This window comes from Sphaerisporangium sp. NPDC005289, from assembly GCF_040607455.1.
In the GTDB taxonomy this organism is placed as follows: domain Bacteria; phylum Actinomycetota; class Actinomycetes; order Streptosporangiales; family Streptosporangiaceae; genus Sphaerisporangium; species Sphaerisporangium rhizosphaerae.
In genome coordinates this window covers 22,967-49,288 of the sequence record NZ_JBEXGS010000012.1, presented here as the reverse complement: position 1 = coordinate 49,288, position 26,322 = coordinate 22,967, and the positions used below count along the sequence as shown (strand labels likewise).

21 protein-coding genes and 1 pseudogene are annotated in these 26,322 nt (G+C 71.5%); 6 read left to right on the top strand and 16 right to left on the bottom strand.

Annotated elements, in window-relative coordinates:
* Positions 1 to 580 precede the first annotated feature (580 nt).
* Positions 581 to 709 (top strand): hypothetical protein, encoded by a 129-nt coding sequence (locus tag ABZT47_RS21650; RefSeq protein ID WP_354844758.1) that lies wholly within the window; start codon positions 581 to 583, stop codon positions 707 to 709.
* Positions 710 to 1,111: 402 nt separating this feature from the next.
* On the opposite strand, the gene ABZT47_RS21645 is transcribed toward ABZT47_RS21650, so the two are convergent.
* Positions 1,112 to 3,367 carry a molybdopterin-dependent oxidoreductase gene (locus tag ABZT47_RS21645; protein ID WP_354844756.1) on the bottom strand — a complete coding sequence of 752 codons (2,256 nt, stop codon included), beginning with the start codon at positions 3,365 to 3,367 and terminating at the stop codon, positions 1,112 to 1,114.
* 206 nt (positions 3,368 to 3,573) lie between these two features.
* Here ABZT47_RS21645 and ABZT47_RS21640 point away from each other — a divergent pair.
* A pseudogene (locus ABZT47_RS21640) lies at positions 3,574 to 3,999 on the top strand (Clp protease N-terminal domain-containing protein); the annotation flags it as partial.
* 354 nt (positions 4,000 to 4,353) lie between these two features.
* On the opposite strand, the gene ABZT47_RS21635 reads toward ABZT47_RS21640, so the two are convergent.
* The gene (locus tag ABZT47_RS21635; protein ID WP_354844753.1) at positions 4,354 to 5,388 is read right to left on the bottom strand and encodes a GNAT family N-acetyltransferase; all 1,035 of its coding nucleotides are present in this window, start codon (positions 5,386 to 5,388) and stop codon (positions 4,354 to 4,356) included.
* 191 nt (positions 5,389 to 5,579) lie between these two features.
* Here ABZT47_RS21635 and ABZT47_RS21630 point away from each other — a divergent pair, with 191 nt between their 5' ends.
* Positions 5,580 to 7,301, top strand: a complete 1,722-nt coding sequence (locus ABZT47_RS21630; RefSeq protein ID WP_354844750.1) for an amidohydrolase — start codon at positions 5,580 to 5,582, stop codon at positions 7,299 to 7,301.
* A gap of 90 nt (positions 7,302 to 7,391) precedes the next feature.
* Here the strand turns inward: ABZT47_RS21630 and ABZT47_RS21625 are convergent, their stop codons facing one another.
* The 10 genes from ABZT47_RS21625 to ABZT47_RS21580 form a co-directional block, all read right to left on the bottom strand.
* Positions 7,392 to 7,736, bottom strand: a complete 345-nt coding sequence (locus tag ABZT47_RS21625) for an RNA polymerase-binding protein RbpA (protein ID WP_189163482.1) — start codon at positions 7,734 to 7,736, stop codon at positions 7,392 to 7,394.
* Positions 7,737 to 7,809: 73 nt separating this feature from the next.
* The gene (gene secG / locus ABZT47_RS21620) at positions 7,810 to 8,043 is read right to left on the bottom strand and encodes a preprotein translocase subunit SecG (protein ID WP_354844747.1); all 234 of its coding nucleotides are present in this window, start codon (positions 8,041 to 8,043) and stop codon (positions 7,810 to 7,812) included.
* 130 nt (positions 8,044 to 8,173) lie between these two features.
* Positions 8,174 to 8,959: a triose-phosphate isomerase gene (tpiA, locus tag ABZT47_RS21615; protein ID WP_354844745.1), complete on the bottom strand. Its 786-nt coding sequence runs from the start codon at positions 8,957 to 8,959 to the stop codon at positions 8,174 to 8,176.
* Positions 8,960 to 8,966: 7 nt separating this feature from the next.
* A complete protein-coding gene (locus ABZT47_RS21610) occupies positions 8,967 to 10,154 on the bottom strand; it encodes a phosphoglycerate kinase (RefSeq protein ID WP_354844743.1) in 1,188 nt (395 codons plus the stop codon).
* Positions 10,154 to 11,158, bottom strand: a complete 1,005-nt coding sequence (gene gap / locus ABZT47_RS21605; RefSeq protein ID WP_354844740.1) for a type I glyceraldehyde-3-phosphate dehydrogenase — start codon at positions 11,156 to 11,158, stop codon at positions 10,154 to 10,156. Before gap ends, ABZT47_RS21610 begins: the two co-directional genes overlap by 1 nt.
* A 243-nt stretch (positions 11,159 to 11,401) precedes the next feature.
* Positions 11,402 to 12,382: a DNA-binding protein WhiA gene (whiA, locus tag ABZT47_RS21600; RefSeq protein WP_354844737.1), complete on the bottom strand. Its 981-nt coding sequence runs from the start codon at positions 12,380 to 12,382 to the stop codon at positions 11,402 to 11,404.
* 139 nt (positions 12,383 to 12,521) lie between these two features.
* Positions 12,522 to 13,439, bottom strand: coding sequence for a uridine diphosphate-N-acetylglucosamine-binding protein YvcK (yvcK, locus tag ABZT47_RS21595; RefSeq protein ID WP_354845272.1), 918 nt, complete (start codon positions 13,437 to 13,439; stop codon positions 12,522 to 12,524).
* Between the two features lie 209 nt (positions 13,440 to 13,648).
* Positions 13,649 to 14,590 (bottom strand): RNase adapter RapZ, encoded by a 942-nt coding sequence (rapZ, locus tag ABZT47_RS21590; protein WP_354844735.1) that lies wholly within the window; start codon positions 14,588 to 14,590, stop codon positions 13,649 to 13,651.
* On the bottom strand, positions 14,587 to 16,503 hold the full coding sequence (uvrC, locus tag ABZT47_RS21585) for an excinuclease ABC subunit UvrC (RefSeq protein WP_354844732.1): 1,917 nt from the start codon (positions 16,501 to 16,503) through the stop codon (positions 14,587 to 14,589). The genes rapZ and uvrC overlap by 4 nt, the downstream gene beginning before the upstream one ends.
* A 211-nt stretch (positions 16,504 to 16,714) precedes the next feature.
* A complete protein-coding gene (locus ABZT47_RS21580; protein ID WP_354845269.1) occupies positions 16,715 to 18,319 on the bottom strand; it encodes an ATP-binding cassette domain-containing protein in 1,605 nt (534 codons plus the stop codon).
* A 92-nt stretch (positions 18,320 to 18,411) separates the two neighbouring features.
* Here ABZT47_RS21580 and ABZT47_RS21575 point away from each other — a divergent pair, with 92 nt between their 5' ends.
* A complete protein-coding gene (locus ABZT47_RS21575; RefSeq protein WP_354844729.1) occupies positions 18,412 to 19,158 on the top strand; it encodes a TetR/AcrR family transcriptional regulator in 747 nt (248 codons plus the stop codon).
* Between the two features lie 219 nt (positions 19,159 to 19,377).
* Here the strand turns inward: ABZT47_RS21575 and ABZT47_RS21570 are convergent, their stop codons facing one another.
* Together ABZT47_RS21570 and uvrA are read right to left on the bottom strand one after the other, a co-directional pair.
* Positions 19,378 to 19,854, bottom strand: coding sequence for a Rieske (2Fe-2S) protein (locus ABZT47_RS21570; RefSeq protein WP_354844726.1), 477 nt, complete (start codon positions 19,852 to 19,854; stop codon positions 19,378 to 19,380).
* Between the two features lie 196 nt (positions 19,855 to 20,050).
* Positions 20,051 to 22,891 carry an excinuclease ABC subunit UvrA gene (gene uvrA / locus ABZT47_RS21565; RefSeq protein WP_354844724.1) on the bottom strand — a complete coding sequence of 947 codons (2,841 nt, stop codon included), beginning with the start codon at positions 22,889 to 22,891 and terminating at the stop codon, positions 20,051 to 20,053.
* A gap of 189 nt (positions 22,892 to 23,080) precedes the next feature.
* Here uvrA and ABZT47_RS21560 point away from each other — a divergent pair, with 189 nt between their 5' ends.
* Both ABZT47_RS21560 and ABZT47_RS21555 read left to right on the top strand, forming a co-directional pair.
* Positions 23,081 to 23,899, top strand: coding sequence for a maleylpyruvate isomerase N-terminal domain-containing protein (locus ABZT47_RS21560; protein ID WP_354844720.1), 819 nt, complete (start codon positions 23,081 to 23,083; stop codon positions 23,897 to 23,899).
* Positions 23,896 to 24,540 carry an MBL fold metallo-hydrolase gene (locus ABZT47_RS21555; RefSeq protein WP_354844717.1) on the top strand — a complete coding sequence of 215 codons (645 nt, stop codon included), beginning with the start codon at positions 23,896 to 23,898 and terminating at the stop codon, positions 24,538 to 24,540. The genes ABZT47_RS21560 and ABZT47_RS21555 overlap by 4 nt, the downstream gene beginning before the upstream one ends.
* Positions 24,541 to 24,728: 188 nt before the next feature.
* Here the strand turns inward: ABZT47_RS21555 and pssA are convergent, their stop codons facing one another.
* Positions 24,729 to 25,568 (bottom strand): CDP-diacylglycerol--serine O-phosphatidyltransferase, encoded by an 840-nt coding sequence (gene pssA / locus ABZT47_RS21550; protein WP_354844715.1) that lies wholly within the window; start codon positions 25,566 to 25,568, stop codon positions 24,729 to 24,731.
* On the bottom strand, positions 25,555 to 26,202 hold the full coding sequence (locus tag ABZT47_RS21545; protein WP_354844712.1) for a phosphatidylserine decarboxylase: 648 nt from the start codon (positions 26,200 to 26,202) through the stop codon (positions 25,555 to 25,557). Before ABZT47_RS21545 ends, pssA begins: the two co-directional genes overlap by 14 nt.
* Positions 26,203 to 26,322 lie beyond the last annotated feature (120 nt).

Genomic DNA, 26,322 nt, shown 5'->3' with positions numbered 1-26,322 from the left:
GGCCCTGCCTCGTCGGTTTTCCCCGTCGGCCCCGACCCTCGGCCCCGCTCTGTCGGCCCCCGCCCTGTTGCGCCCCGCCGCGCACGGCACGTCGTTCCCGCCGGTCACCTCTCCGCACCGAGGCCGCCCTTGCGCCATGTCGCGGCCGTCGCGGCCATCGCACCAGGCCGGCGACGCCGGTGGCCCGCGTGAACGCGACAACGCCGCCGAGACCGCCATCTCGCGCGCACCGGTCCCGCGTCCGGCGGGACGATCGCATCGCGGCGGACCCTCCCGGGCGGCCGATCAAGGCCGGACAAGGACGGAACCGGCATGCGACGCCCGCGGCAGCCGTGTCCGCATCGCGCCACAACCCCGTCCAGCCCATCCGCGGCGAGCCGGCGCGGCCCGGAAACAGCGCCCGTGACCTGCATCAATGCGGACGGTGCGCCTCTCGGCGACATGGCCACTTTCCTGGTGGCAGCAAGTGGTCAGCGGCGTGCAGCTTGCTGCCGCCGAGTTGTCTGTTCCGAGGGCCCGGAATGCCGGAGAGTTGTTCTCACAAGGACGAACGACAAGCCCTCCAGAAAAGAGACGAAAAATGACCGCCAACGCCTTCTCCGCCGCCACCGCCACTCGTTCCGCCGGCACCACCTGGGACTCCTACTCGCGCACCGCGGGCACCACCTGGGACGGTTACTCCCGCGCCGCCGGCACCACCTGGGACTAAGACGGGAACCGGCAGAACAATCCGGACGACGAGCAACTCCAGAGAAAAGAACACACTTCCCCGAACGAATTCCCGGACAATCCGGCACCCCATCGAGAAACCCCCACGAATCACCGACAGCGGCACCTCGCCGAAAAGCCCACCGCCATCCGGAACAAAACAGCGATTCCGGCCGACGGCAGCGTCCAAGCCACGAAATACGGAAACGCCGTGATCTGAGACGGCGACCATCGTGAGCCCGATCGACGCACACGACCACCCTCCCGGCCCGCCGCCACCCTCCACGTCCGCGGCCCAGCCAGGACCCCTCCCCCTGAACGACCACCCCGGCAGCGGTCTCCCATGCCCTGACGCGCTCTCAGAAGCCGCGCCGACGCTCGGCTGAGCGCGGTGAGCGGGGCGCTAGGCCGGCAGGGCCTCGACGCGGGCAGGGACGTGTTTGTGCCAGGGAGTGCCGGCGTAGGGGTCGCGGTCTTCCGAGGCGGTCAGCTCGTTCGGCGGGGCCCCGGTGGTGATCTCGCCCGTCTCGCCCGGGTAGGACAGGCCGAGGCCGTTGGGCAGGGATATGTGCCCCGCCTGGAGGGTGTCGGTGATCTCGACGGTCGCCTCGACCGAGCCGCGTCTGGTCGTCACCCGAGCCCGGGATCCGTCCGACAGGCCGAGGCCGGCGGCGTCCTTGGGGCTGACCCGCAGCACGCCGTCGGTGTCGCGCCTGCGCCAGGAGGGGTCGCGGAAGATCGTGTTGGCGGTGAAGGCCCGCCGCTCCCCCGCCGACAGGACGAAGGGATACTCAGGGTGCACGTCCGGGCCCGGCCCGAGTCGAGCCAGTTCGTCCAGCAGGTCGGGCAGCGCCAGGTGGATCTTCTTGTCCGGCGTGCCGAGCCGGTCCCAGCCGTCCCCGGGCTCGTCGACGGTGAACACCAGGCCGGAAGGGCTGTCCAGAATGGCGTCGAACAGCCGGTCGCCCAGCGCGAGGCCCTCGCCCTCGATGCCCGCCCGCCGCACCGCGTCGGGGTGGGCCATGGCGACCCGCACGGCCTGCGCCCACAGGGACGCGGCCGCCGCCGCGCCGCCGGGCAGGGTGGGCCCGAGGGTGCGGTAGAGCAGGGCGGGGGCCACCTTGGCCAGCTCGGGGTCGGCCATGGCGGCCAGGAACGCCTCGGCGAAGGCCGCGCGGCCCCGCTCGGCCGCCTCGCGCAGGGTCTGGACGCGGTCGGCCGGCAGCGCGCCCACGGCCTCGCAGAGCCGGGCGTGGATCTCCGGCTCGGGCAGCAGGTCTGCGCCCTGCGGCGGGTCCAGCACCGGGCGGCGCAGGTGGAAGTAGTTGGCCGGCGCCTCCAGGTTGAAGAAGGTCGCCTCCCACTTCTCGAACTGCGAGGGCGCCGGCAGCACGTAGTCGGCCAGCCGGGCCGTCTCGGTCATCGCGACGTCGATCACCACGAGCAGGTCCAGCGCCTCCAGCGCTTCGCGCATCCGCTTGGAGTCGGCGACCGAGTGCGCCGGGTTGGCCGTCTCGACGAGCATGGCGCGGTAGCGGCGCGGGTGGTCGGTGAGGATCTCCTCGGCGACCACGTTGGCCGGGACCAGGCCGGAGATGATGCGCGCCCCGGCCACCGGGCTGACCCGGTCGCGCTTGGGCCCGTGGTGGCCGAAGGTGATGAACGGCGCGAACAGGATCGGCGGGTTGTTGGTGCCGGGACGCCCGAAGTTGCCGGTCAGCAGCCACAGCAGGTTGTCCAGATAACTGTTGAGCGTGGAGTGCAGCGTCATCTGCACGCCGAGGTCCTCGAACACCGCCACGCCGGAGGCGGCGGCGATGCGGCGCGCCGCCGTGCGCACCAGTTCCTCGGGCACGCCCGCGATCGCGCAGTTTTCGGCGACCGGTACCGCTCGCAGGACGGCGCGCACCTCTTCGAGGCCGACCGCGTGGGCGGCCAGCCACTCGTGGGCGATGAGGTCCTCCTGGACGAGCACCGCGGCCATCGCGGCGAGCAGCCAGGCGTCCGCGCCGGGGCGCACCTGGAGGTGGATGTCGGCCAGCTCCGCCGTCTCGGTGCGCCGGGGGTCGATGACGATCAGGCAGCGGGCCGGGTCGCGGGCGATCTCGCGCAGGGTGGGCCGGGCGCGCGGCAGCCCGTGGGACTGCCAGGGGTTCTTGCCGACGAACAACGCGACCTCGCAGTGGTCGAAGTCGCCGGTGGCGGTGTTGCCCAGCATGCGGTCCGACACCCAGAACAGGCCGGTCTTCTCCTGGGCGAGGGCGTTGGAGCGGTACTTGGCGCCGAGCGCGCGCATGAAGGCGCCCGAGTAGGAGCCGCCGAGGTGGTTGCCCTGTCCTCCGCCGCCGTAGTAGAAGATCGACTCGCCGCCGTGGGCGTCGCGGACCGCGGAGAAGCGCGCGGCGATCTCGGCGATGGCGGTGTCCCAGCCGACGCGCTCGAACGTGCCGTCGGGCCGCCGCCGCAGCGGGTGGGTGAGCCGGTCCTCGGCGTTCTGGTAGTGGTCCAGCCGCAGCGGCTTCTCACAGGTGTAGCCCTGGGAGGAGGGGTGGGCCTTGTCGCCCCGGACCCGCGCGAACCGCCGGCCGTCCAGCTGGATCTGGATGCCGCAGTTGCAGGCGCACAGCACGCACGCCGAAGGCCGCCACTCGGTCTCCACGTCGCCTCCCCCAGCACGGGTTGAGTTCGATATCAAGACCCAGCCTAAAGCAGAATGTCCTTCTTGTCGCTACCTGGCGAACCGCCGCAAGACCGGCGATCCGACCCCCACCGAGGGGGTATTTGCCGCATAGTGGAAGAAGCCGCCCGGAGTCGGTTCCGCGTGTACGTGACGGCCGGCTTCACCGACACCCGCGGAGGGGTCCCGTGTTCGAGCGCTTCACCGATTCCGCCCGCCGCGCCGTGGTCTCCGCCCAGGAGGAGGCCAGGAGGCTCGACCACGGCCACATCGGCACCGAGCACCTCCTGCTCGGCCTGCTCGGCGAGGGCAAAGGGCTCGCGGGGACCATGCTCGCCGGGTCGGGCCTCACCCTGGAGGGCGTCAGGGCCGACATCGAGGAGATGGTCGGGCGCGGCGAGAACTCCCCCGGCGCCCACATCCACATCCCCTTCACCGGCCGGGCCAAGAAGGTGCTCGAACTGTCCCTGCGTGAGGCGCTGCAGCTCCACCACAACTACATCAGCACCGAGCACATCCTGCTCGGCCTCATCCAGGAGGGCCACGGCGTCGGGGCCAAGGTGCTGGAACTGCACGAGATCGATCTGGAGCTGATGCGCGGCAGGCTCATCGAGGGCGCCGCGGCCCGCCGCGAGCGCCGGCCGGTCGGCCCGCCCACCGTGGATCCGATCCCGCTGCCGTCCCAGATGTCGTTCATGGGACGTCTGGAGCGGATACAGGAGAGCCTGAACCGCATCGAGCGGCGGCTGGACACCATGGGCGTTCCCCCCGCGGACGAGGGCGACGACGCTCCGGAGAACAGGGGCACGCAGGAGGGCGGCGCGAGCCGGCCGTCGTGATCCGCGATCCCCGACTCCCGCACGGAGTACGGCGGCCATCCTGATCCACAGGTCCGCGACGAGTACGGCGACCGGCCGTCGTGATCCGTGATCCCCGAGCGTTCCCGGAGCACGGCGGCCGGCCGGCGCTCAGTCGCGCGGAGCGGGCACCATCGCGCCGGTGGCGATCCGCGCCTCCAGCACCCCGGGGTCGTCGGTGTAGGCGAGCGTCGCGCCGAGGGAGATCAGCAGGCGGCGCATGCGCGTGTTGTCCGACAACAGACTGGCCTTGACCTCGGCGAATCCCAGGTCGCGCGCCTGTTGCACCAGAATCCGCGCCAGCGCGCCGCCGAGGCCGCGCCCCTGCCAGCGGTCCTCGACCAGGAAGGCCATCTCGGCGATCCCCGGGTCGGGTGTGAAGATCAGGTTGGCCAGCGCCACGACCTGGCCGTCGTACCCGGCGACGATCGAGTATCCGCGGTCGCGGTCGCAGAGCCGGTCGAACATGCGCGGCGGCAGGGCGGGCATCGAGGTGTGGTACCGGAACCGGCGCGAATCCGGCGAGCAGCGGTCGTGCAGGTCGCGGACGGCCTCGCGGTAGAGCAGGGTCAGCGGGCGCACCTGCACCTCGACGCCGTCGTCCAGCGCCACGGGGCGCTCCGGGGAGGGCGTCTCGGCCGGCGGCTGCGCGAGCCGCACGAGGGCCGCCGCCCGGGCGGCCTCGGTCAGCGTGAACGGCAGCCCGGCCCGGCGCAGCCGCACGGCGCGGCGCGGCGCCACCGGGACGGTCAGCAGGGTGGGGTCGGGCAGGTCGGAGGACAGCTCCACGCCGTACACCCAGCGCGCGTCGTCGGCGCGCAGCAGGTCGCACAGCGCCTCCGGCAGCCGCCACGGCATCGCCCGCAGGCGCGCGCCCAGCAGCAGGACGCGGGTGGGCTCGTCGGTCAGCTCATGGGCCGTGGCGGGCACCACCTGGACGCGCCGGCCGCCGGCCGCCTCCAGCGCCTCGCGCACCGAGTCCGCCGAGGCGGGGATGTCGGCGACGAACTCGTCCACGGTGCCGTCGGTGTCGGGCTGGACGCTCAGCCCAAGGATGTTGCCGCCCTTGGCCGCCAGCGCGGCGGCGAGCGAGGCCAGCCGGCCCGGTCGCTCGTCCACGGTGGTACGGATCCGCAGAAATCCCATCGAAACCCCCTGTCGTCCGAACAGCAGGATGCCTCCGAGCTGTTACCAGGTTGCTACATGGACATGAGCCCAGGGTTTCCGATTCATCGGATTTGATGTACTAAGTCAGATTTTGCATGACATGTGGTGGTATGACGGTCGATTTCCTGGTCGTACGCCGGGCGGCCGCGACGGCTATAGCATCGTCTCCGATGACCGAACTGCTCTTCCGCGGCGGCCGCGTGTACACCGGCCCCGCGCGCCCGTCCGGCTCCCGCGCCTCCGCGGCAGCCGCCACCGTCCCCGCCGACCCCGCCGGGGGACCGGCGCCCGGCGCCCCGGCCGCCGGGCTCGTGGAAGCCGCCTTCGCCGAGGCGGTGCTCGTCCGTGACGGGCGCGTCGCCGCGGTCGGCGACGAGGCCGAGGTCGCCGCGCAGGCGGGCCCCCGCCACCAGACGGTGGACCTGGCCGGGCGGCTGCTGACGCCCGCGTTCACCGACGCCCACATCCACCCGATCCAGGCCGGCCTCGAGCGCGCCAAGTGCGACCTGTCGGAGGTGTTCGGCCTGGCGGCGTACGTGCAGCGGATCGCCGTGTACGCCCGCGACCATCCCGGCAAGGAGTGGATCGACGGCGGCGGCTGGGACATGGCCGCCTTCCCAGGCGGGCTGCCGCACCGCACGCAGCTCGACTTCGTCGACCGGCCCGTCTACCTCATCCAGCGCGACCACCACGCGGCCTGGGTCAACACCCGCGCCCTGCAGATCGCCGGGATCAGCGCGGACACCCCCGACCCCGCCGACGGCCGCATCGAGCGCGACCCGGACGGCACGCCGAGCGGCGTCCTGCACGAGGGGGCCATGGACCTGGTCGGCCTGCTGACGCCCCGGGCGAGCGCCGCAGACGTCGACGACGCGCTGATGGACGCCCAGGCCCACCTGTTCTCGCTGGGCATCACCGGCTGGCAGGACGCCATCGTCGGCTCCTACGCCGGTTCCGACGACCACTTCCCGGCCTACCTGTCGGCGGCGGCCTCCGGCCGGCTGCGCGCGCGAGTGGTCGGGGCGCTGTGGTGGGACCGCGCGCGCGGCGCCGAGCAGATCGACGAGCTGGCCGAACGCCGCGCCCAGGCCGGCGGACTGTTCTCCGCCGGCTCGGTCAAGATCATGCAGGACGGCATCGCCGAGAACTTCACCGCCGCCGTCATCGAGCCCTACTGCAACTGCGGCCCCGACCAGCGCGGACTTTCCTACGTGGACCCCGAGCTGTTGAAGGGCTACGTCGCCGAACTGGACCGGCGCGGCTTCCAGGTGCACTTCCACGCCATCGGCGAGCGGGCCGTGCGCGAGTCCCTGGACGCGCTGGAGGGCACCTCGCCGCGCAACCGGCACCACATCGCCCACCTGCAGATCGTCGAGCCGTCGGACGTGCCGCGCTTCGCCCGCCTCGGCGTCACCGCCAACCTGCAGCCGTTGTGGGCCACCCACCACCTGCAGATGGACGAGCTGTGCATCCCCTACCTGGGCGAGCGGCGCTCCTCCTGGCAGTACCCGTTCGCCGACCTGGTGCGCACCGGCGCCCGGCTGTGCGCGGGCAGCGACTGGCCGGTCTCCTCGGCCGACCCGCTGCAGGGCATGCACGTCGCGGTCAACCGCACCGAGCCCGGCGGCTCGGTGCACGCGGGCTATCCGACCGCGCAGACGCCGTTCCTGCCGCACCAGAGCCTGGACCTGGCCACGGTCATGGCCGCCTACACCGCCGGGTCCGCGTGGATCAACCACGACGACCAGGCCGGCGTCATCGCCGCCGGCAACCGCGCCGACCTGGTCGTGCTCGACCGCGACCCGTACGCGCTGCCCGCCAAGGAGATCTGGACCACCCAGGTGGCCATGACCTTCGCCGCGGGAGAGCTCGTTTACGAGCGGCGCGGCTGACAGGTCCACGACCGAACACCGGCAGAGCGTGAGAAGGCCCCCGCGGAGCACCGCGGGGGCCTTTCGCTCGTCGGAGCGGTGGCCGCGGACCTACCAGGGTGAGCGGTTGTTGCGCAGCCGCTCGAGGGCCTCGGCGAGGATCGCCGCGCCGTCGGTGTCGCTGCGCCGCTCCTTCACGTACGCCAGGTGGGTCTTGTACGGCTCGTTGCGCGGCGGCGCGGGCGGGGCCGACTCGTCCTGACCGGCGGGAAGACCGCACCGGGGGCAGTCCCAGTACTCCGGGACGGCCGCGTCACTGGCGAAGCTCGGACGCGTCTCGTGCATGTTGGCGCACCAGAACGAGACCCGGACCCGAGGGGCCGCCTCGCCTCGCTCGGCCTCCCCCATCGGACCGGCGCCGACACGGCTACCACGGATGGCGTTGCCACTGCCCACGGATGAACTCCTCGCTTGATCGCCCCACCGCGCGGCGGGGAAAAGAATCTCTGTCAGGCTTCGGGAAAGGCGTCTACGCCGGCCGGAGCAGCAGTCCGAGCGCGATGATGCAGACGAACCAGATCGAACCGGTGATGATCGTGAGTCGGTCGAGGTTCCGCTCCACCACCGAGGATCCGCCGAAGGACGATGTGAAGCCGCCGCCGAAGAGATCCGAAAGACCGCCACCCTTGCCCTTGTGGAGCAGTACGAGCAGCACCATGAGGGCGCTCGACAGGATGAGGGCGATGGAGATGCCGATAATCACCGTTGACCTGTTTCCCTGTTATGCGCGCCGAAGCGCGACCTGACCTGCCCGGCGACCGCCGGGGTGACGATTCAAAGTGTCTCTTCGAGGGTACGTCGTAATGTCAACTCGTACCTCCCGAACAGCTCAGCTAGCCCGACATTTCGCCAAAACGACTGATCTTAACGAAGTCGGCCGGGTCGAGGGACGCGCCGCCGACCAGAGCCCCGTCGATATCCGGCTGAGCCATGATGCCGGCGATGTTGGCGCCCTTGACCGACCCACCGTAAAGGATACGGACGCCCCCGGCCACCTCCTCGTCGTACAGCTCGGCGAGTCGCGCGCGAACGGCGCCGCAGACCTCCTGGGCGTCGTCGGGCGTGGCGACCTCGCCGGTGCCGATCGCCCAGACGGGCTCGTAGGCGATGACGATCGACTTGGCCTGGTCGTGCTTGACGCCGTTCAGCGCCGCGTCGAGCTGCGACACGGTGTAGGCGACGTGGCCGCCCGCCTGGCGGACCGGCAGCCCTTCGCCCACGCACAGGATCGGCGTGAGCGAGTGGCGGTAGGCCGCCTGCACCTTGGCGTTGACGAGCTGGTCGTCCTCGCCGTGGTACTGTCGCCGCTCGGAGTGCCCGGCCAGCACGTACGTGCAGCCGAGCTTGGCCAGCATCGAGCCGGAGACCTCACCGGTGTAGGCGCCGGCGTCGTGCACCGACAGGTCCTGCGCGCCGTACACGATGCGGAGCTTGTCGCCGTCCACCAGGGTCTGCACGCTGCGCAGGTCGGTGAACGGAGGCAGCACCGCGACCTCGGCACGGTCGAAGTCCTTGTCGGTCAGGGTGAAGGCCAGCTTCTGGACGAGAGCGATGGCCTCGAGGTGGTTGAGGTTCATCTTCCAGTTGCCGGCGAAGAGCGGCTTGCGGGCTGTGCTCATGGGGCGCTCAGTCCTCCAGCGCGGCGAGTCCGGGCAGGGTCTTGCCCTCGAGGTATTCGAGGCTGGCCCCGCCGCCGGTCGAGATGTGGGAGAAACCGTCCTCGGGCAGGCCGAGCTTGCGCACGGCGGCCGCCGAGTCGCCGCCACCGACGACGGTGAAGGCGCCGGAGGCGATCAGCGCCTCGGCCACGGCACGGGTGCCGCCCGAGAACGCCTCGAACTCGAACACGCCCATCGGCCCGTTCCAGAAGACGGTCGCGGCGTCGGCCAGCTTGCCGGCGAACAGCTCGCGCGTCTTCGGGCCGATGTCCAGGCCCTCGCGGTCGGCCGGGATCGCGGTGGCCTCGACCACCTCGAACGGCGCGTCCTCGGCGAAGGTCGTCGCGGCCAGGATGTCGACCGGCAGCACCAGCTCGACGCCGCGCTTGCCGGCCTCGGCGATGAAGCCGCTCACCTGCTCGAGCTGGTCTTCCTGCAGCAGCGAGTTGCCGACCTCGTGGCCCTGGGCCTTGAGGAAGGTGTAGGCCATGCCGCCGCCGATGACCAGGCGGTCGACCTTGTCCAGCAGGTTGGCGATCACGCCGAGCTTGTCGGAGACCTTGGCGCCGCCGAGCACGACGACGTAGGGCCGGGCGGGGTCCTCGGTGAGCTTCTTGAGCACCTCGACCTCGGCCACGACCAGGCCGCCGGCGGCGTGCGGCAGGCGCTGGGGCACGTCGTACACGCTGGCGTGCTTGCGGTGCACCGCGCCGAACCCGTCGCCGACGTAAAGCTCTGCCAGGGCGGCGAGCCTGCCGGCGAAGGCGCCGCGCTGCTCGTCGTCCTTGGACTCCTCGCCGGGCTCGAAGCGGAGGTTCTCCAGCAGGGCGACCTCGCCGTCGGCCAGGCCCTCGGCGGTCTCGCGCGCGGAGTCGCCGACGACGTCGGAGGCGAAGGCCACCGGGCGGCCGAGCAGCTCGCCGAGGCGCGCGGCGACCGGCGCCAGCGAGAACTGCGGCGCCACCTTGCCCTTGGGGCGGCCGAGGTGGGCGCAGACGATCACCCGCGCGCCGCGCTCGGCGAGCGCGGTGATCGTGGGCACCGAGGCGCGGATGCGCCCGTCATCGGTGATCACGTCCCCGTCGAGGGGGACGTTCAGGTCGGCGCGCACGAGGACGCGCCGGCCCTTCACGTCGAGGGAGTCGATGGTCTGCATCAGAGCTGCGAACCAACCAGCTCGATGAGGTCGCCGAGGCGGTTGGAGTAGCCCCACTCGTTGTCGTACCAGCCGACGACCTTGACCTGGTTGCCGATGACCTTGGTCAGGCCGGAGTCGAAGATGCAGGAGGCCGGGTCGGTGACGATGTCGGAGGAGACGATCTCGTCCTCGGTGTAGCTGAGGATGCCGCGCAGCGGGCCCTCGGCGGCGGCCTTGAGGGCGGCGTTGACCTCTTCGACCGAGGCGTCGCGCTTGAGCTCGACGGTCAGGTCGGTGGCCGAGCCGGTGGGGATCGGCACGCGCAGCGCGAAGCCGTCCAGCTTGCCCTTGAGCTCGGGGAGAACCAGGCCGATCGCCTTGGCGGCGCCGGTGGAGGTGGGCACGATGTTCAGGGCGGCGGCGCGGGCGCGGCGCAGGTCCTTGTGCGGGCCGTCCTGGAGGTTCTGGTCCTGGGTGTAGGCGTGGATCGTGGTCATCAGGCCCTTCTCGATGCCGAAGGTGTCGTTGATGACCTTCGCCATGGGGGCCAGGCAGTTGGTCGTGCAGGAGGCGTTGGAGATGATGGTGTGCGCCGCCGGGTCGTACTTGTCGTGGTTGACGCCCATCACGATCGTGATGTCCTCGCCCTTGGCGGGCGCGGAGATGATGACCTTCTTGGCGCCGTTCTCGGCGTGCACCTTGGCCTTGGCGGCGTCGGTGAACAGGCCGGTCGACTCGACGACGACGTCCACGCCCAGGTCGCCCCACGGCAGCTTGGCGGGGTCGCGCTCGGCGAACACCTTGATCGCCTTGCCGTCGACGGTGATCTCGTCGGCCGAGCTCTTGACCTCGTACGGCAGGCGGCCCAGGATGCTGTCGTACTTGAGCAGGTGGGCAAGGGTGGCATTGTCGGTCAGGTCGTTGACGGCGACGACCTCGATGTCCTTACCGCCGGCCGCCACGGCTCGCCAGAAGTTGCGGCCGATACGACCGAAGCCGTTGATGCCTACGCGGATGCTCACGGAAGCTGATCTCCTCGAACGTCGTTGCGCCGGCTCGTGCCGGCGTCGTGGCGGGCTGAAACCTCAGATAACCCTACCGGGTGCCAATTGGTGTAGACCACGTGGCCATCCCCTTTCCCGCCGCCCCTGCGGACCTGGTGAATCTCCCCAGCTCACGGCCACTCCACGACGCCGCCGTCCCCCTCGCACTCCCCCGCCCGGCACCGCCGCCGCCCTGTCCCGCGGCCGCCGCGGCGCGGCCCGTCAGGGGGCGAGCATCTCGGCGGTGAGGTTGGCGTCGGTGCTGGCGATGCCGAGGTCGGAGGCGCGTTTGTCGGCCATGGCGAGCAGCCGCCGGATGCGGCCGGCGATGGCGTCCTTGGTCAGCGGCGGGTCGGCGATCTGGCCGAGCTCCTCCAGCGACGCCTGCTTGTGCTCCACCCGCAGACGCCCGGCGACGACCAGGTGCTCGGGGGCTTCGTCGCCGAGGATCTCCAGCGCCCTCTGCACCCTGGCGCCGGCGGCCACCGCCGCCCGCGCCGAACGGCGCAGGTTGGCGTCGTCGAAGTTGGCCAGGCGGTGGGCCGTGGCGCGCACCTCGCGGCGCATGCGGCGTTCCTCCCATGCCAGGACGCTGTCGTGCGCGCCGAGCCGGGTCAGCAGGGCGCTGATCGCGTCGCCGTCCCTGACCACCACACGGTCGACCCCGCGGACCTCCCGCGCCTTGGCGTGGATCTTGAGCCGCCGGGCGGAGCCCACCAGGGCGAGCGCGGCCTCCGGGCCGGGGCAGGTCACCTCCAGCGACATCGAGCGGCCCGGCTCGGTCAGCGAGCCGTGGGCGAGGAACGCGCCCCGCCAGGCGGCCTCGGCGTCGCAGGTGGCCCCGGATACGACCTGGCGCGGGAGTCCGCGCACCGGCCTCCCGTGGTTGTCGATCAACCCGGTCTGGCGGGCGAGCGCCTCGCCGTCGCGGTACACCCGCACCACATACCTCGACCCCTTGCGCAACCCCGCGGGCGCCAGCACCAGCACCTCGGCCTTGTGCCCGAACACCTCGCCGATGTCCTTGATCAGCCGCCGGGCGGTGACGTTGGTGTCCAGCTCCGCCTCGATCACGATGCGGCCGCCCACAAGGTGCAGCCCGCTCGCGAACCGAAGCAACGTCGACACCTCGGCCTTGCGGCAGCAAGGCTTCAGCACCGACAGCCGGCTCAGCTCGTCCTTCACCACACCCGTCATGGCCATGTGCCTGTGTCCTCCCCCATACAGACGCCTTTCACGGTCGAAGCAGCCTCGTCGCGCCAGGCGGACCTCCGCCGGCGCCCGGCGCGGCTCCATCGGCCCCCGGCAAGTCTCTCGCACCCCGTGGGCGCGCTGACCAGGATCAACGCTTCCCACGGAAAATCTCGTCCAGGACCGAGGCAAGTCGTCGTGCATCATGCCTGGGTGAGCCGTCGGAGGCGGCGACGTCGGCGAGCACCAGACGCCCGCCCAGCGCGTCGGCGGCCTTCTCCAGTTCGTCGCGCTCGCCCACCACCCGGTGGTCGGCGAGCACCACGTCGACGGTGAGCCCGGGAGCGTGATCGCGCAGCACCTGCAGGTGCTTCTCGGCGGAGAACCCGTCGGTCTCCCCCGGCTGCGGGGCCAGGTTGAGGGTGACCAGCCGCCTGGCGGCGGTGCCGTGCAGGGCGGCGGCGAGCTGGGGCACCTTCAGGTGCGGCAGCACACTGGTGAACCACGACCCTGGCCCGAACACCACCCAGTCGGCCTCGCGCACCGCCTCGACCGCCTCGGGACAGGCCGGGGGGTCGGCCGGCACCAGGGAGATCGCCTGGACGTTGCCCGGGGTGAGCGCGCACGCGACCTGCCCGCGGACCACGCTGACGAGCCCGTCCAGCTCGACCTCGGCCTCGATGTCCAGCGGCACCGAGGCCATCGGCAGGACGCGGCCGTGCGCGCCGAGCAGGCGGCCCACCCAGTCGAGCCCCGCCACCGGGTCGTCGAGCAGTTCCCACAGCGCCACGATGAGCAGGTTGCCGACGGCGTGGCCGTGCAGCTCGCCCTCGCTGAGGAAGCGGTGCTGGACCACCTTGCTCCAGGTCTGGCCCCAGTCGTCGTCGCCGCACAGGGCCGCGAGGGCCATGCGCAGGTCACCGGGCGGCAGGACGCCCAGCTCGCGCCTGAGACGCCCGCTGGAGCCGCCGTCGTCGGCCACGGTCACCACGGCGGTCAGCTCTCCGGTGACCCGCCGCAGCGCCGACAGCGAGGCGTACAGCCCGTGCCCCCCGCCGAAAGCCACCACCCGCGCCGCCCCACCCCGCCCGAACCGCTCAAGCCCGTCGAGCAGGGAGGCTGAGCCGGCCGACCCGTCCGGGGTGGAGCGTGCCGGCGGCGCCGTGGACCCTGCCGGGCTTGGGGCGTCTTCGGTCTCCTCCGCGCCGCGGGCCGCGTGCCGGCGGCCCGCCGGGGTCTCGGTGCGGGCCCTGCCCGCGCAAGCCCCGTCATCCACGTTCACTCGCGGCCCACATCCCGGTGGCTGACCTGAACCTCCATGCCCCGATCGCGCAGGCGGGCGCCGATCTGCTCGGACATGGCCACGCTGCGGTGCTTGCCGCCGGTGCAGCCGACGGCCAGGGTGGCATACCCCTTGCCCTCGCGGACATAGCCGGCGGCCACGACGCCGAAGGCCTCCTCATAGGCGTCCAGGAACTCCTTGGCTCCCGGCTGGCTGAGGACGTACTCGCGCACGGGCGCGTCCAACCCGCTCATCGGCCGCAGCTCGGGCACCCAGTGCGGATTGGGCAGGAACCTGCAGTCGACCACCAGATCGGCGTCCACCGGCAGGCCGTACTTGAACCCGAAGGACACCACGTTGACCCGCAGGCCGGGGCGGTCGTCCCCGCCGAAGAAAGAGACGATCTTGCCGCGCAGCTCGTGCACGTTGTGCGAGGAGGTATCGATGACCAGGTCGGCGTTGGCCCGCACCTCGCGCAGGATGCCCCGCTCGCGGGCGATGCCGTCCACCAGGCGCCCCTCGCCCTGGAGCGGGTGCGGCCTGCGGACGTTCTCGAAGCGGCGGACGAGTTCCTCGTCGCTGGCCTCCAGGAAGACCACGCGCACCCCGACGCCCCGCGCCTCGAGCTCTTCGATCGCGGTGTTGAGGTCGGTGGTGAAGGCCAGGCTCCGGACGTCGACCACGGCGGCGACCTTGTCGGTGTCAAGCTTGACCCGGCCGGCCTCCTCCGCCATGGCGAACAGCATGCCCGGCGGCAGGTTGTCGATCACGAACCAGCCGAGGTCCTCCAGGGCCTTGGCGGCCGTGCTGCGGCCGGCTCCGGACATGCCGGTGACGATGACGAACGCGGTGTCGCGCACCGCCCCCTTGCGGCCCCGCGCCTCCGCCGGCCGCGGCCGCGACACCTCGCGCCCGTTGCCGTCTGTCTGCTCGGTCATGTGCTCTCCCCCTTCAACGCGGCAACGATCGCTTCGGCGGTCGAAAGCCCGATGCCGGGAACCTCGCGGATCTCCTCGACGGTCGCCCCCTGCAACCGCTTGACGGACCCGAAGCGCTTCAGCAAAGCCTGTTTGCGCGCTGACCCGAGCCCCCGGATCTCGTCCAGAACGCTCACCTTGACAGACTTCGAACGTTTCGAACGATGGTAGGTGATGGCGAAGCGGTGTGCCTCGTCACGCACCCTTTGCAGCAGATAAAGGCTTTCGCTGGTTCTGGGCAGGATCACCGGCTGGTCGTCGCCGGGGACCCAGACCTCCTCCAGCCGCTTGGCCAGCCCGCTCACCGAGACGTCGTCCACGCCGAGCTCGTCCAGCGCCCGCTGGGCCGCCGCCACCTGGGCGGGGCCGCCGTCGACCACGACCAGGTTGGGCGGATAGGCGAACCTGCGCGGTTTGCCGGTCTCGGGGTCGATCGGCTCGGGGTCGAGCTCGCCGCTCTCGGCGCGCTCTTCGACCAGGCGCTTGAACCGGCGGTGGATCACCTCGTAGATGGAGGCGACATCGCCCTGCCCGGCCGTGCCGCGGATGGCGAACCGGCGGTACTCGCTCTTGCGGGCCAGGCCGTCCTCGAAGACGACCATCGAGGCCACGACGTCGTCGCCCTGCAGGTGGGAGACGTCGTAGCACTCGATGCGCAACGGAGCCTGGTCGAGGTCGAGCGCGTCGGCGATCTCTTGCAGCGCACGGCTGCGCGTGGTCAGGTCGCTGGCCCTGCGCAGCTTGTGCTGGGCGAGGGACTCTTTGGCGTTGCGCTCGACGGTCTCCATGAGGGCCTTCTTGTCGCCGCGCTGCGGCACGCGCACCTCGACCCTCGCGCCACGCTGCTCGGTGAGCAGCTCGGCGACCGCGCCGGCCTCCGGCGGCAGGGCCGGGACCAGCACCTCACGCGGCACCGCCTCGGGCGTCGCCTCGCCGTACATCTGGAGCAGGAAGTGTTCGACCAGCTCGCCGGTGGTGGCCTCCTCGACCTTGTCGACGACCCAGCCGCGCTGGCCGCGGATGCGGCCCCCGCGCACGTAGAACACCTGGACCGCGGCCTCCAGCGGGTCTTCGGTGAGGGCGACCACGTCGCAGTCGGTGCCCTCGCCGAGCACCACGGCCTGCTTCTCCAGCGCCCGCTGCAGGGCCTGGATGTCGTCGCGGAGGCGGGCGGCCCTCTCGTACTCCTCGGCGGCGGCGGCTTCGCGCATGGCGCGTTCGAGCCGTTTGATGAACCGGCCGGTGTTCCCGGCCATGAAGTCGCAGAAATCCTCGGCCAGCTCGCGGTGCTGCTCGGGGGTGACGTTGCCGACGCAGGGCGCCGAGCACTTGTCGATGTAGCCCAGCAGGCAGGGCCGGCCGATCTGCCCGGCGCGCTTGAACACCCCCGCCGAGCAGGTGCGCACGGGAAAGACGCGCAGCAGCAGGTCGACGGTCTCTCTGATGGCCCAGGCGTGGGAGTAGGGCCCGAAGTAGCGGGTGCCCTTGCGCTTGGCGCCGCGCAGCACCTGCACCCGGGGGAAGTCCTCGCCCATGGTGACCGCGAGGAAGGGATAGGACTTGTCGTCGCGGTACTTGACGTTGAACCGGGGGTCGAACTCCTTGATCCAGGAGTATTCGAGCTGGAGGGCCTCGACCTCGGTGCCCACGACGGTCCAGTCGACCCCCGCGGCCGTGGTGAGCATGGTCTGGGTGCGCGGGTGGAGGCCGGCGAAGTCGGCGAAGTAGGAGTTCAGGCGCTGCCGGAGGCTCTTGGCCTTGCCGACATAGATGACCCGGCCATGGGCATCCCTGAAGCGGTACACACCTGGTGACTCAGGGATCGACCCCGGCTCGGGGCGGAAGCTCAGGGGGCTGTTCGCGGGTCTCGCCACAACAGAAAGCCTATCCGGACCCGCCGACAGAATAGGGCTATCCGCCTCCCCCGGAGATCGCCCCCAGGCATCCCCACCCCCTGGCACACACCACCTCCGCCGCCCTCGCCCGGTGCTCGCCGCGGAACCGCCCGGCCGCCGCCCGGATCGACCTCGCACGACCGCACAGGACTGCGCCGTCGCGACCGCACCGCACTCGCGAGCCGTGTGGTCAGGCCGCCCAGACCGGCTCGGAGGACTCGCGCACGCGGCCGTCGGCGCCGAAGATCAGGAAACGGTCGAAATCGGCGGCGAACCACCGGTCGTGGGTGACCGCGACGACCGTCCCCTCGAAGCACGCGAGCCCCTGCTGCAAGGCCTCGGCGCTGGCGAGGTCGAGGTTGTCGGTGGGCTCGTCCAGGAGCAGCAAGGTCGCGCCCGACAACTCCAGCAGCAGGATCTGCAGGCGCGCCTGCTGTCCGCCGGACAGCGTCTCGAACGGCCGGCGGGCCGCCGGCGCGAGCTCGTAGCGGGCGAGCGCCGCCATGGCCTCGTTCAGCGTCAGCGCGTGACCTTGCGTGACCAGGTCGGCGGCCGTCCGCCCGTGCAGCTCGGGACGCGCGTGCGTCTGCGCGAAGTGCCCGGGCGCCACCCGGGCGCCCAGGCGGACCACGCCCGCGTGCCGGTAGCCCTGTCCCGAGCCGGGAGCCGCGCCGGCGAGCAGGCGGAGGAAGTGGGATTTGCCGGTTCCGTTCGAGCCGAGGACGGCGACGCGTTCTCCGTGCCATATCTCCAGGTCGAACGGCCGCACCAGACCGGGCAGCTCGACCGACTCGCAGACGACCGCCCGCTTGCCGGTGCGGCCGCCGCGCAGCCGCATGCGCACGTTCTGCCCTCGCGGCGCCCGCTCCGGCGGGCCGGCCTCCTCGAACCTGCGCAGCCGCGTGCGGGCGGCGCGGTAGGAGGAGGCCACCGCGTCGTTGTTGGCGGCGGTCTGGCGCAGGGTGTTCACCAGCTGCCTGAGCCTGGCATGCTCCTCCTCCCAGCGGCGCTTCAGCTCCTCCAGGCGCTCGACGCGGTCGTGCCGGGCCTGGGCGTAGGAGGCGAAGCCGCCGCCGTGGACCCACACTCTCCGGTCCTCCACGGTGAGGATGCGGTCGGCGGTGTTCGCCAGCAGGCGGCGGTCGTGCGAGACGAGCAGAACGGTCTTCCCCACGGCGCGCAGGCGCTCCTCCAGCCACTGCTTGGCGGGCACGTCCAGGTAGTTGTCCGGTTCGTCCAGCAGCAGCAGCTCGTCCGGCCCGCGCAGGAGAGCCTCCAGCACCAGCCGCTTCTGCTCGCCGCCCGACAGGGTGTTCACCGGCCGTTCCTCGACGCGGTCGTAGGGCAGGCCGAGGGCCGCGGTCGCGCAGGTGTCCCAGACGACCTCCGCCTCATAGCCGCCGGCATCGGCGTAGTCGGCCAGAGCCTGGGCGTACGCGAGCTGCGCCGGCTCGTCGTCCGCGCGCGCCAGCGCGGCCTCGGCGCGCGCGACCGCCACGGCCGCCGCGCGGACGCCTTCGGGGGCGACCGACAGCAGCAGGTCGCGCACGGTGCGGCCGTCGCGCACCCCGCCGATGAACTGCCGCATGACGCCGAGGCCGCCCGAGCGGGCCACGCGGCCCCCGGCCGGCGGGAGGTCCCCGGCGATCAGCCTGAGCAGCGTCGTCTTGCCGGCGCCGTTCGGCCCGACGAGGGCCGCCTTGGCGCCCTCGCCGACGCGGAAGGACACCCCGTCCAGCAGCGGCCGCCCGTCGGGCAGGACGTAGGTCAGCTCGCTCACCTCGATGTGGCCCATCGCCGCCTCTCTCGTCCACTCCGTCCCGCTCGATCGTCGATCGAGTACCGGACCGACGATCCAGTACTCGTTCACCATACTAGGATCACGTCATGGACATGAGCGCGACGGGCGAGTCGGGAACGGGCCGGAGGGCGCCGCGCGGCGGCGGCGGAGGCGGCGGAGACGTGTGGCTGCGGCCCCGCCCGGCGCGACGCCAGGCGCCGCCGCTCACCCGTGACCGCATCGTCGCCGAGGCCGTGGCCGCGCTGGACGAGGAGGGCGAGGCCCGACTGACCATGCGCCGCCTGGCCGAGCGTCTCGGCACCGGGTCCACCACGCTGTACTGGCACGTCGAGACCAAGGACGACGTGCTCGACCTCGCGTTGGACGCCGTGTTCGGCGAGGTCGCGGTGCCGTCGGAGCATTCGGGCGACTGGCGGGCGGACGTCGGCGCACTGGCCGGCGAGTGGCGCGCCGCCCTGCTGAGGCACCCGTGGTCGGCCGCCGTGCTGGGACGGCCCCTCATGGGTCCGAACGTCCTGGCGCGCACGGAGTATCTGCACGCGGCTCTGGTCGGCGCGGGCCTGCGCGGTCCGCATCTGACCGCGGCGGCGTACGGGCTGGCCAACTACGTCATCGGCTCGGCCATGATGCAGGCCGCGTGGGCGTCACGTGACGAGGACGAGGCGCGGCGGGCCGCCGACGAGCGGCTGCGGGCCGAACACGACCGCTACCCCACGCTGGCGGAGCACGGCCACCTGGTCGGCAAGGACTGGGACGAGGCGTTCACCCATGGCCTGAGGTACCTCCTGGACGGCATCGCCGCCCAGCTCGCCTCCGGTCCGGCTCACCCCTGACCGGTCCGCCGCCGAGACGCCCGCACACCGGCGGTGATCGAGAACGGTTGAGCGGTCCGCGTGCGGACGACGCCTTGCCTGCGGGCACGCCCTGCCGGCCGGACGCGCCACGACCCGATCGAAGAGCACGCGGGCAGAGGCGGGGGCGGACGCGCCGCGGGCGGGGACGGAGGTGGTCCTCCGGCCCCGCCCGCGTGCGGTCGCCTGGTGGTGGCGGTGTCAGGCCAGGGTGATGGACCCGCCCTTGACCTTGATCTTCTTCTCCTCCAGCGGCGAGCTCGCGGGGCCGTCGGCCACGGAGCCATCGGCGATCTTGAACTTGCTGCCGTGGCACGGGCAGTTGATCGTTCCACCGGACACCGAGCCCACCGGGCAGCCCTGGTGGGTGCAGATCGCGCTGAACGCCTTGAACTCACCGTCCGCCGGCTGGGTGATGACGATCTTCTCGTCCTTGAAGATCTTGCCGCCGCCCTTGGGGATGTCGCTGGTCTTGGCCAAAGCGTTCCCGCCGCCGCCGGAGCCGGAGTCGCTCGCGGCGCCGTCCGACGAGGACGCGGGCGCCGGATCGGAGGAAGAGTCGCCGCTGTCCGTCGAGGCCGACGTCCCATATCCGCCGCACGCGGTCAGCACGACGGCCAGCCCCGCGCCACTCGCGCCGAGCATCACCGCACGCCGTGTCGTATCCGTCTCGGTCATATTCGCCTTCCTCGGTTTTCCTTATCTCCTGCTACGGCTCTCGCCGCCACGTGGTTCAGCATGGAGCACACGTGACTCAGGCAGTATGAACAATTACGCATAAGACATGGGTCAGGCCCGCCGCTCCACCTGATGTGCGAAGGAGCGGCGGGCCGTCGTGACGCGGGCGAAGCGCCTCAGTCGCGAGGAGACGGGCTCAGCCGCCCAGGACCTTGCTGAGGAAGCGGCCGGTGTGGCTGTCCTCGATGCGGGCGACCTGCTCGGGAGTGCCGGTGGCCAGCACCAGGCCGCCCCTGGAGCCGCCCTCGGGGCCCATGTCGATGACCCAGTCGGCGGTCTTGATCACGTCCAGGTTGTGCTCGATCACGATGACGGTGTTGCCGCCGTCCACCAGGCGGCCGAGGACGCCGAGCAGCTTGCGGATGTCCTCGAAGTGCAGGCCGGTGGTGGGCTCGTCCAGCACGTAGATGGTGCGGCCGGTGGAGCGGCGCTGCAGCTCCGAGGCGAGCTTGACGCGCTGGGCCTCGCCGCCGGACAGCGTGGTGGCGGGCTGGCCGAGCCGGACGTACCCGAGGCCCACGTCATTGAGCGTCTTGAGGTGGCGCTTGATCGGCGGGATGGCGTCGAAGAACTCAAGAGCCTCCTCGATCGGCATGTCGAGGACCTCGGAGATCGTCTTGCCCTTGTAGTGCACCTCGAGCGTCTCGCGGTTGTAGCGGGCGCCGTGGCAGACCTCGCAGGGGACGTAGACGTCCGGCAGGAAGTTCATCTCGATCTTGATGGTGCCGTCGCCCGAGCACGCCTCGCACCGGCCGCCCTTGACGTTGAAGCTGAACCGGCCGGGCTGATACCCGCGGATCTTGGCCTCGGTGGTCTGGGCGAACAGCTTGCGCACGTGGTCGAACACCCCGGTGTAGGTGGCCGGGTTGGAGCGCGGGGTGCGGCCGATGGGGCTCTGGTCGACGTGCACGACCTTGTCCACCAGATCGGTGCCGGTGACGCGAGAGTGCCGGCCGGGGACGGTCTTGGCGCCGTTGAGTTCCTTGGCCAGCGCGTTGTAGAGGATGTCGTTGACCAGGGTGGACTTGCCGGACCCCGACACGCCGGTGACCGCGGTGAACACGCCCAGCGGGAACTCGACGTCGACGCCCTTGAGGTTGTGCTCGCGGGCCCCCTTGACGACCAGCTTGCGCTTGGCGTCGCGCTTGCGCCGGGCGGCCGGCACGTCGATGCTCCTGCGCCCGGACAGGTAGGCGCCGGTGAGGGAGTGCTCGCTGGAGAGCAGGTCTTGCACCGTGCCCGACACCACGACCTGGCCGCCGTGCTCGCCCGCGCCCGGGCCGATGTCGACGACCCAGTCGGCGGCGGCGATGGTGTCCTCGTCGTGCTCGACGACGATGAGGGTGTTGCCCATGTCGCGCAGGCGGATCAGCGTGTCGAGCAGGCGCTGGTTGTCGCGCTGGTGCAGGCCGATGGACGGCTCGTCCAGGACGTACAGCACGCCGACCAGGCCCGAGCCGATCTGCGTGGCCAGGCGGATGCGCTGCGCCTCGCCGCCGGCCAGGGTGCCGGCCGCGCGGTCGAGGGTGAGGTAGTCGAGCCCGACGTCCAGCAGGAAGCCCAGCCGCGCGTTGATCTCTTTGACGACCCGCTCGGCGATGTGCATGTCGCGCTCGGACAGGGTGAGCCCGCCGAGGAACTTGGCGCACTCGCCGATGGACATGGACGAGACGTGGGCGATGGAGCGGTCGCTGACCGTCACCGCCAGCGACACCGGCTTGAGGCGGGCGCCCTTGCAGGTGGGGCAGGGGATCTCGCGCATGAAGCCTTCGAAGCGCTCGCGCGAGGAGTCGCTCTCGGCCTCGGCGTGCCGCCGCTGCACCCAGGGGATCACGCCCTCGAAGGTGGTGTAGTACGAGCGCTGCCGGCCGTAGCGGTTGCTGTAGCGGACGTGGACCTGCTCGTCGTAGCCGCGCAGCAGGGCCTTCTGCGCCTGCTTGGGCAGCCGCTCCCACGCGGTGTCCAGGTCGAAGCCCATGGCGAGCCCGAGCGCCTCCACCAGCCGGATGAAGTAGTCGCTGGTGTGGCCGCCCGCCCACGGGGACAGCGCGCCGTCGCCCAGGGTCTTCTCGGGGTCGGGTACCACCAGGTCGGGGTCGACCTCCATGCGCGTGCCGAGACCGGTGCAGTCGGGGCAGGCGCCGAACGGCGAGTTGAAGGAGAACGACCGGGGCTCGAGCTCCTCGAACGACAGGTCGTCGTAGGGGCAGTAGAGGTGCTCGGAGTAGAACCGCTCACGCCCGGGGTCGCCCTCGGGAAGGTCGACGAAGTCGAGCGTGATCGTGCCGCCGGAAAGCTGGAGGGCGGTCTCGACCGAGTCGGTGAGGCGGCGGCGCGCGCCGTCCTTCACCGAGAGACGGTCGACGATGACCTCGATGTCGTGCTTTTCGTACTTCTTCAGGGTCGGCGGCTCTTCGAGCCGGATCACGGTGCCGTCGACCCGCGCCCGCGCGAAGCCCTTGGACTGCAGCTCGCGGAACAGCTCGGCGTACTCGCCCTTGCGCCCGCGGATGACCGGGGCCATGACCTGGAAGCGTGTGCCCTCCTCCAACTCGAGCACGCGGTCGACGATCTGCTGCGGGGTCTGCCGGGCGATGGGACGGCCGCAGGTGGGGCAGTGGGGCTTGCCGATGCGGGCCCACAGCAGACGCAGGTAGTCGTAGACCTCGGTGATGGTGCCGACCGTGGAGCGGGGGTTGCGGGAGGTGGACTTCTGGTCGATCGAGACGGCCGGGGACAGGCCCTCGATGAAGTCGACGTCGGGCTTGTCCATCTGCCCGAGGAACTGCCGTGCGTACGCCGAGAGCGACTCGACATAGCGCCGCTGGCCCTCGGCGAAGATGGTGTCGAAGGCCAGGCTGGACTTGCCCGAGCCGGACAGCCCGGTGAAGACGATGAGAGCGTCTCGCGGCAGGTCGAGCGAGACGTCTTTGAGATTGTGTTCGCGCGCGCCACGAACGATCAAGCGGTCGGCCACAGCAGATCTCTCATGTTGGGGTTGCGATCCACGGCGGCCGGAGAAGGCCACCTCTGACTAGTCGCCGCCACTGTAACGACGGGGTCCGACAGTTTTTCCGCGCTCCGGCGAGGGACATGCCGGGCGCCGGCCGCCCGGCACCCGCGGAAGATCGCGCGGGCGGAGGATTTCGGATGAAGGATGTGTCGCATGACCGTTTTGAACGCCCTCCGGGCCGAGCTCACCGCGGCCACGAACCGTTTGCTCACCACCACGGCCGCGTTGTCCGGCTCGGACGTCACGGCTCCCTCCCTGCTTCCGGGGTGGACGCGCGGCCACGTGCTGGCCCACATCGCGCGGAACGCCGACAGCCACGTCAACCTCGTGACGTGGGCCAAGACGGGTGTGTACACACCACAGTACCCAACGCACGAGGCCAGAGAGACGGAGATAGCGGAAGGAGCCGGCAGGCCCGCCGCGGAGCAGCACGCGGACATCGCCGCGAGCGCGGCGCGCCTGGACGACGCCATCGCCTCGATGCCGGCGCCCGCCTGGGCCGCCACCGTGGGCGGCCTGAACGGCGGCGGGCACCCCGCCTGGTACATCCTGGTGCGCAGGATCCGGGAGGTGGAGATCCACCACGTCGACCTGGACGCCGGCTACACCTGGACGGCCTGGCCCGAGCCCTTCGTGTGGCGCGAACTGCACGACTCCATGGCCGCCTGGCCGCGCGAGCAGAGCCCGGTCGGCGCCCTCCACGCCGGCGGGCGGCGCTGGACCGGCCTCGGTGACGGCCCGGCGGTGGAGGGGCCGCCCGGGGCCGTCCTCGCCTGGGTGGCCGGCCGCCTGCCTTCCCGTGATCTGGGCGAGGTGGTGCGCCTGAGAGACGAGCCCGCCGGCCGGGCGGAGGGCGACGATCAACCTGGGCCCGGGAGGCTTAGGCTGGCGGGAAAGCCTCCGGCTGCGCCGCGGTGGCCGGCGACGGCACCTCCCGGCCTGCCGGCGACGCCACCTGAGGAGTATCCATGAGCTACACCGGTGATGTGACGGCCGGCGGCCCCGCGGACGTCCGCGAGCTGCCCGACCTGACGATCGGCAAGGTGGAGGTGGGCGGTTTCGGGAACAACGCCTACCTGCTGCGCTGCCGCGAGACCGGCGACGGGGTGCTGATCGACGCCGCCGCCGATCCCGCGAGGCTGCTGGAGCTGATCGGCGACCGGCCCATCAGCAAGATCGTCACCACGCATCGCCACCAGGACCACTGGTCGGCGCTGGCGGAGGTCGTCAAGGCGACCGGGGCCGAGACCGTCGCCCACCCGCTGGACGCCCCGCACCTGCCCGTCCCGGTGACCCAGCCCGTGGAGCACGGCGACAGGGTCACCGTCGGCGTGGTCACCCTGGACGTCATCCACCTGCGCGGCCACACCCCCGGTTCCATCGCGCTGCTGTTCCAGAACGCCCACCTGTTCACCGGCGACTCCCTGTTCCCCGGCGGCGTGGGCAACACCGAGCGCGACCCGGCCCGGTTCGAGCGGCTCTACACCGACGTGGTGGAGCGCGTCTTCGACCGGCTGCCCGACGAGACCTGGGTGTACCCCGGCCACGGCAAGGACACCACCCTCGGCGCCGAGCGCCCTTCCCTGCCCGAGTGGCGCGCCCGCGGCTGGTAGGCCGGAGACACGGCGCCCGGAACGGCCGGACGGCCGCCCACCGGAGCGCGGAACGGCCGTCGCCGGAACGGTCGTTCATCGGAAACCGCCGTTCATCGGAAACGGCCGCCCGCCGGACGCGAGACGGCCCGATCCCCTCGGTGTCGAGGGGACCGGGCCGTGTGCGCGTCGTAGGGACCGCCGCCGGGCTAACGGACGGCGGACTCGGTGTCCTTGCGCTCTTTGCGCTGCTCACGCTTGAACATGAGCACGCGCAGCGGGATGGCCGACACCAGGGCGATCTGCATGCAGGCGCCGACCTGGATGAGCAGGTCACCGCCGGACAGGTCGGCCGCCCACACGATGAGGCAGACCACGTTGATCATGACCCAGCCGAGCACCACCGCCGCGAGGTTGCCCTTGGGCTTGGGGTACTCGATGCGGCTCACCATGAGCCAGGCCACGGCGAAGATGCCGAGCAGGGTGAGGTACGACGGCTGGAACAGCAGCACGATGGAGACCACCGTCATGGCGCCCATCGGGATGGGCAGGCCCATGAAGTCGCCGCTCTTGGTCTTGACGCAGGCGAAGCGCGCGAGCCGGACGACGCCGGCCACCAGCACCGAGACGGCCGCGCAGAGGACCACCCACAGCGGCAGCTTGTGGGAGAAGCCGGCCCAGGCGACCACCATGAACGCCGGGGCGAAGCCGAAACTGATCACGTCGGCGAGGTTGTCCAGCTCGGCCCCCATGGCCGAGGCGCGGAACTTGCGGGCGACCAGCCCGTCGAACAGGTCGCACGTGGCGCCGATCAGCAGCAGCACCACGGCGGTGGCGAAGTAGCGGGGGTCGGACTGGAACTCGCTCTGGGCCTGCAACTGACTGATCGCCGACCACGCCAGCACGCACACCGCGAGGAACCCGCAGACCGCGTTGCCGATGGACAGCGAGTCGGCCGCCGACAGCCGGAAGGCCTTGCCGACCGGTCCCCGGGGTTCTTCGTCCTCGTCCACGCCCTCTATGGACCAGCCTGCGTCAGCCGCGGTCAATGCGAGTCACTCCTGCCGTCGTCCGCTCCCCCACGCTCACCGCAGGGGCGATCCCTTCTGGAAGGTAGATGTCCACGCGGGAGCCGAACCGGATGAGCCCGATGCGCTCCCCTCGCGTGAGCTTCGCCCCCATGCCGACGTACGGCACGATGCGGCGCGCCACCGCTCCGGCGATCTGCACGAGCTCCAGGTCGCCGATCTCGGTCTCGAAGTGCCACACGACCCGCTCGTTCTGGTCGCTGTCCTTGTTGAACGCCGGGCGGAAGCCGCCCGCCACGTGCCGGATGGAGGTCACCGTGCCGTCGAGCGGCGCGCGGTTCACGTGGACGTCCAGCGGGCTCATGAAGATCGCCACGCGGGTGCGCCCGTCCGGCTGCGGGTCGATGCTCTGGACCACGCCGTCAGCGGGGCTCAGCACCAGCCCTGCGCCCGGCTCGCGGTCGGGGTCGCGGAAGAACCACAGCATGGCGCCGGTGAGAGCCGTCAGCGGAGCCGCCGCGAGCACCCACGGGCGGGACCGCCGGGCCAGGCCCGCCGAGACGACGGCCGCGGCGGCGGTGGGGGCCAGCCAGGGGGAGACACCACGTGCCAGCCGCACACGGCGGCGACTGTGGCTTGGCGAATCGTTGGACACGGGGAACCTTTTGTGATGTTTGCGGCCAGAGACCGGTTCGTGACTTGTCGCCGAATGTTACCCATCCCGTCGCCATTGCATAGCGATACGAGACAAGCAAATCGCCTCATGCACCAATTC

What these genes read in the sequence shown, in the direction of transcription:
- ABZT47_RS21650 (WP_354844758.1), top strand. Translation starts at nt 581, where the DNA reads ATGACCGCCAACGCCTTCTCCGCCGCCACCGCCACTCGTTCCGCCGGC.
- ABZT47_RS21635 (WP_354844753.1), bottom strand. Translation starts at nt 5,388, where the DNA reads ATGGGATTTCTGCGGATCCGTACCACCGTGGACGAGCGACCGGGCCGG.
- ABZT47_RS21630 (WP_354844750.1), top strand. Translation starts at nt 5,580, where the DNA reads ATGACCGAACTGCTCTTCCGCGGCGGCCGCGTGTACACCGGCCCCGCG.
- tpiA (WP_354844745.1), bottom strand. Translation starts at nt 8,959, where the DNA reads ATGAGCACAGCCCGCAAGCCGCTCTTCGCCGGCAACTGGAAGATGAAC.
- ABZT47_RS21610 (WP_354844743.1), bottom strand. Translation starts at nt 10,154, where the DNA reads ATGCAGACCATCGACTCCCTCGACGTGAAGGGCCGGCGCGTCCTCGTG.
- whiA (WP_354844737.1), bottom strand. Translation starts at nt 12,382, where the DNA reads ATGGCCATGACGGGTGTGGTGAAGGACGAGCTGAGCCGGCTGTCGGTG.
- rapZ (WP_354844735.1), bottom strand. Translation starts at nt 14,590, where the DNA reads ATGACCGAGCAGACAGACGGCAACGGGCGCGAGGTGTCGCGGCCGCGG.
- ABZT47_RS21580 (WP_354845269.1), bottom strand. Translation starts at nt 18,319, where the DNA reads ATGGGCCACATCGAGGTGAGCGAGCTGACCTACGTCCTGCCCGACGGG.
- ABZT47_RS21575 (WP_354844729.1), top strand. Translation starts at nt 18,412, where the DNA reads ATGGACATGAGCGCGACGGGCGAGTCGGGAACGGGCCGGAGGGCGCCG.
- ABZT47_RS21570 (WP_354844726.1), bottom strand. Translation starts at nt 19,854, where the DNA reads ATGACCGAGACGGATACGACACGGCGTGCGGTGATGCTCGGCGCGAGT.
- ABZT47_RS21560 (WP_354844720.1), top strand. Translation starts at nt 23,081, where the DNA reads ATGACCGTTTTGAACGCCCTCCGGGCCGAGCTCACCGCGGCCACGAAC.
- ABZT47_RS21555 (WP_354844717.1), top strand. Translation starts at nt 23,896, where the DNA reads ATGAGCTACACCGGTGATGTGACGGCCGGCGGCCCCGCGGACGTCCGC.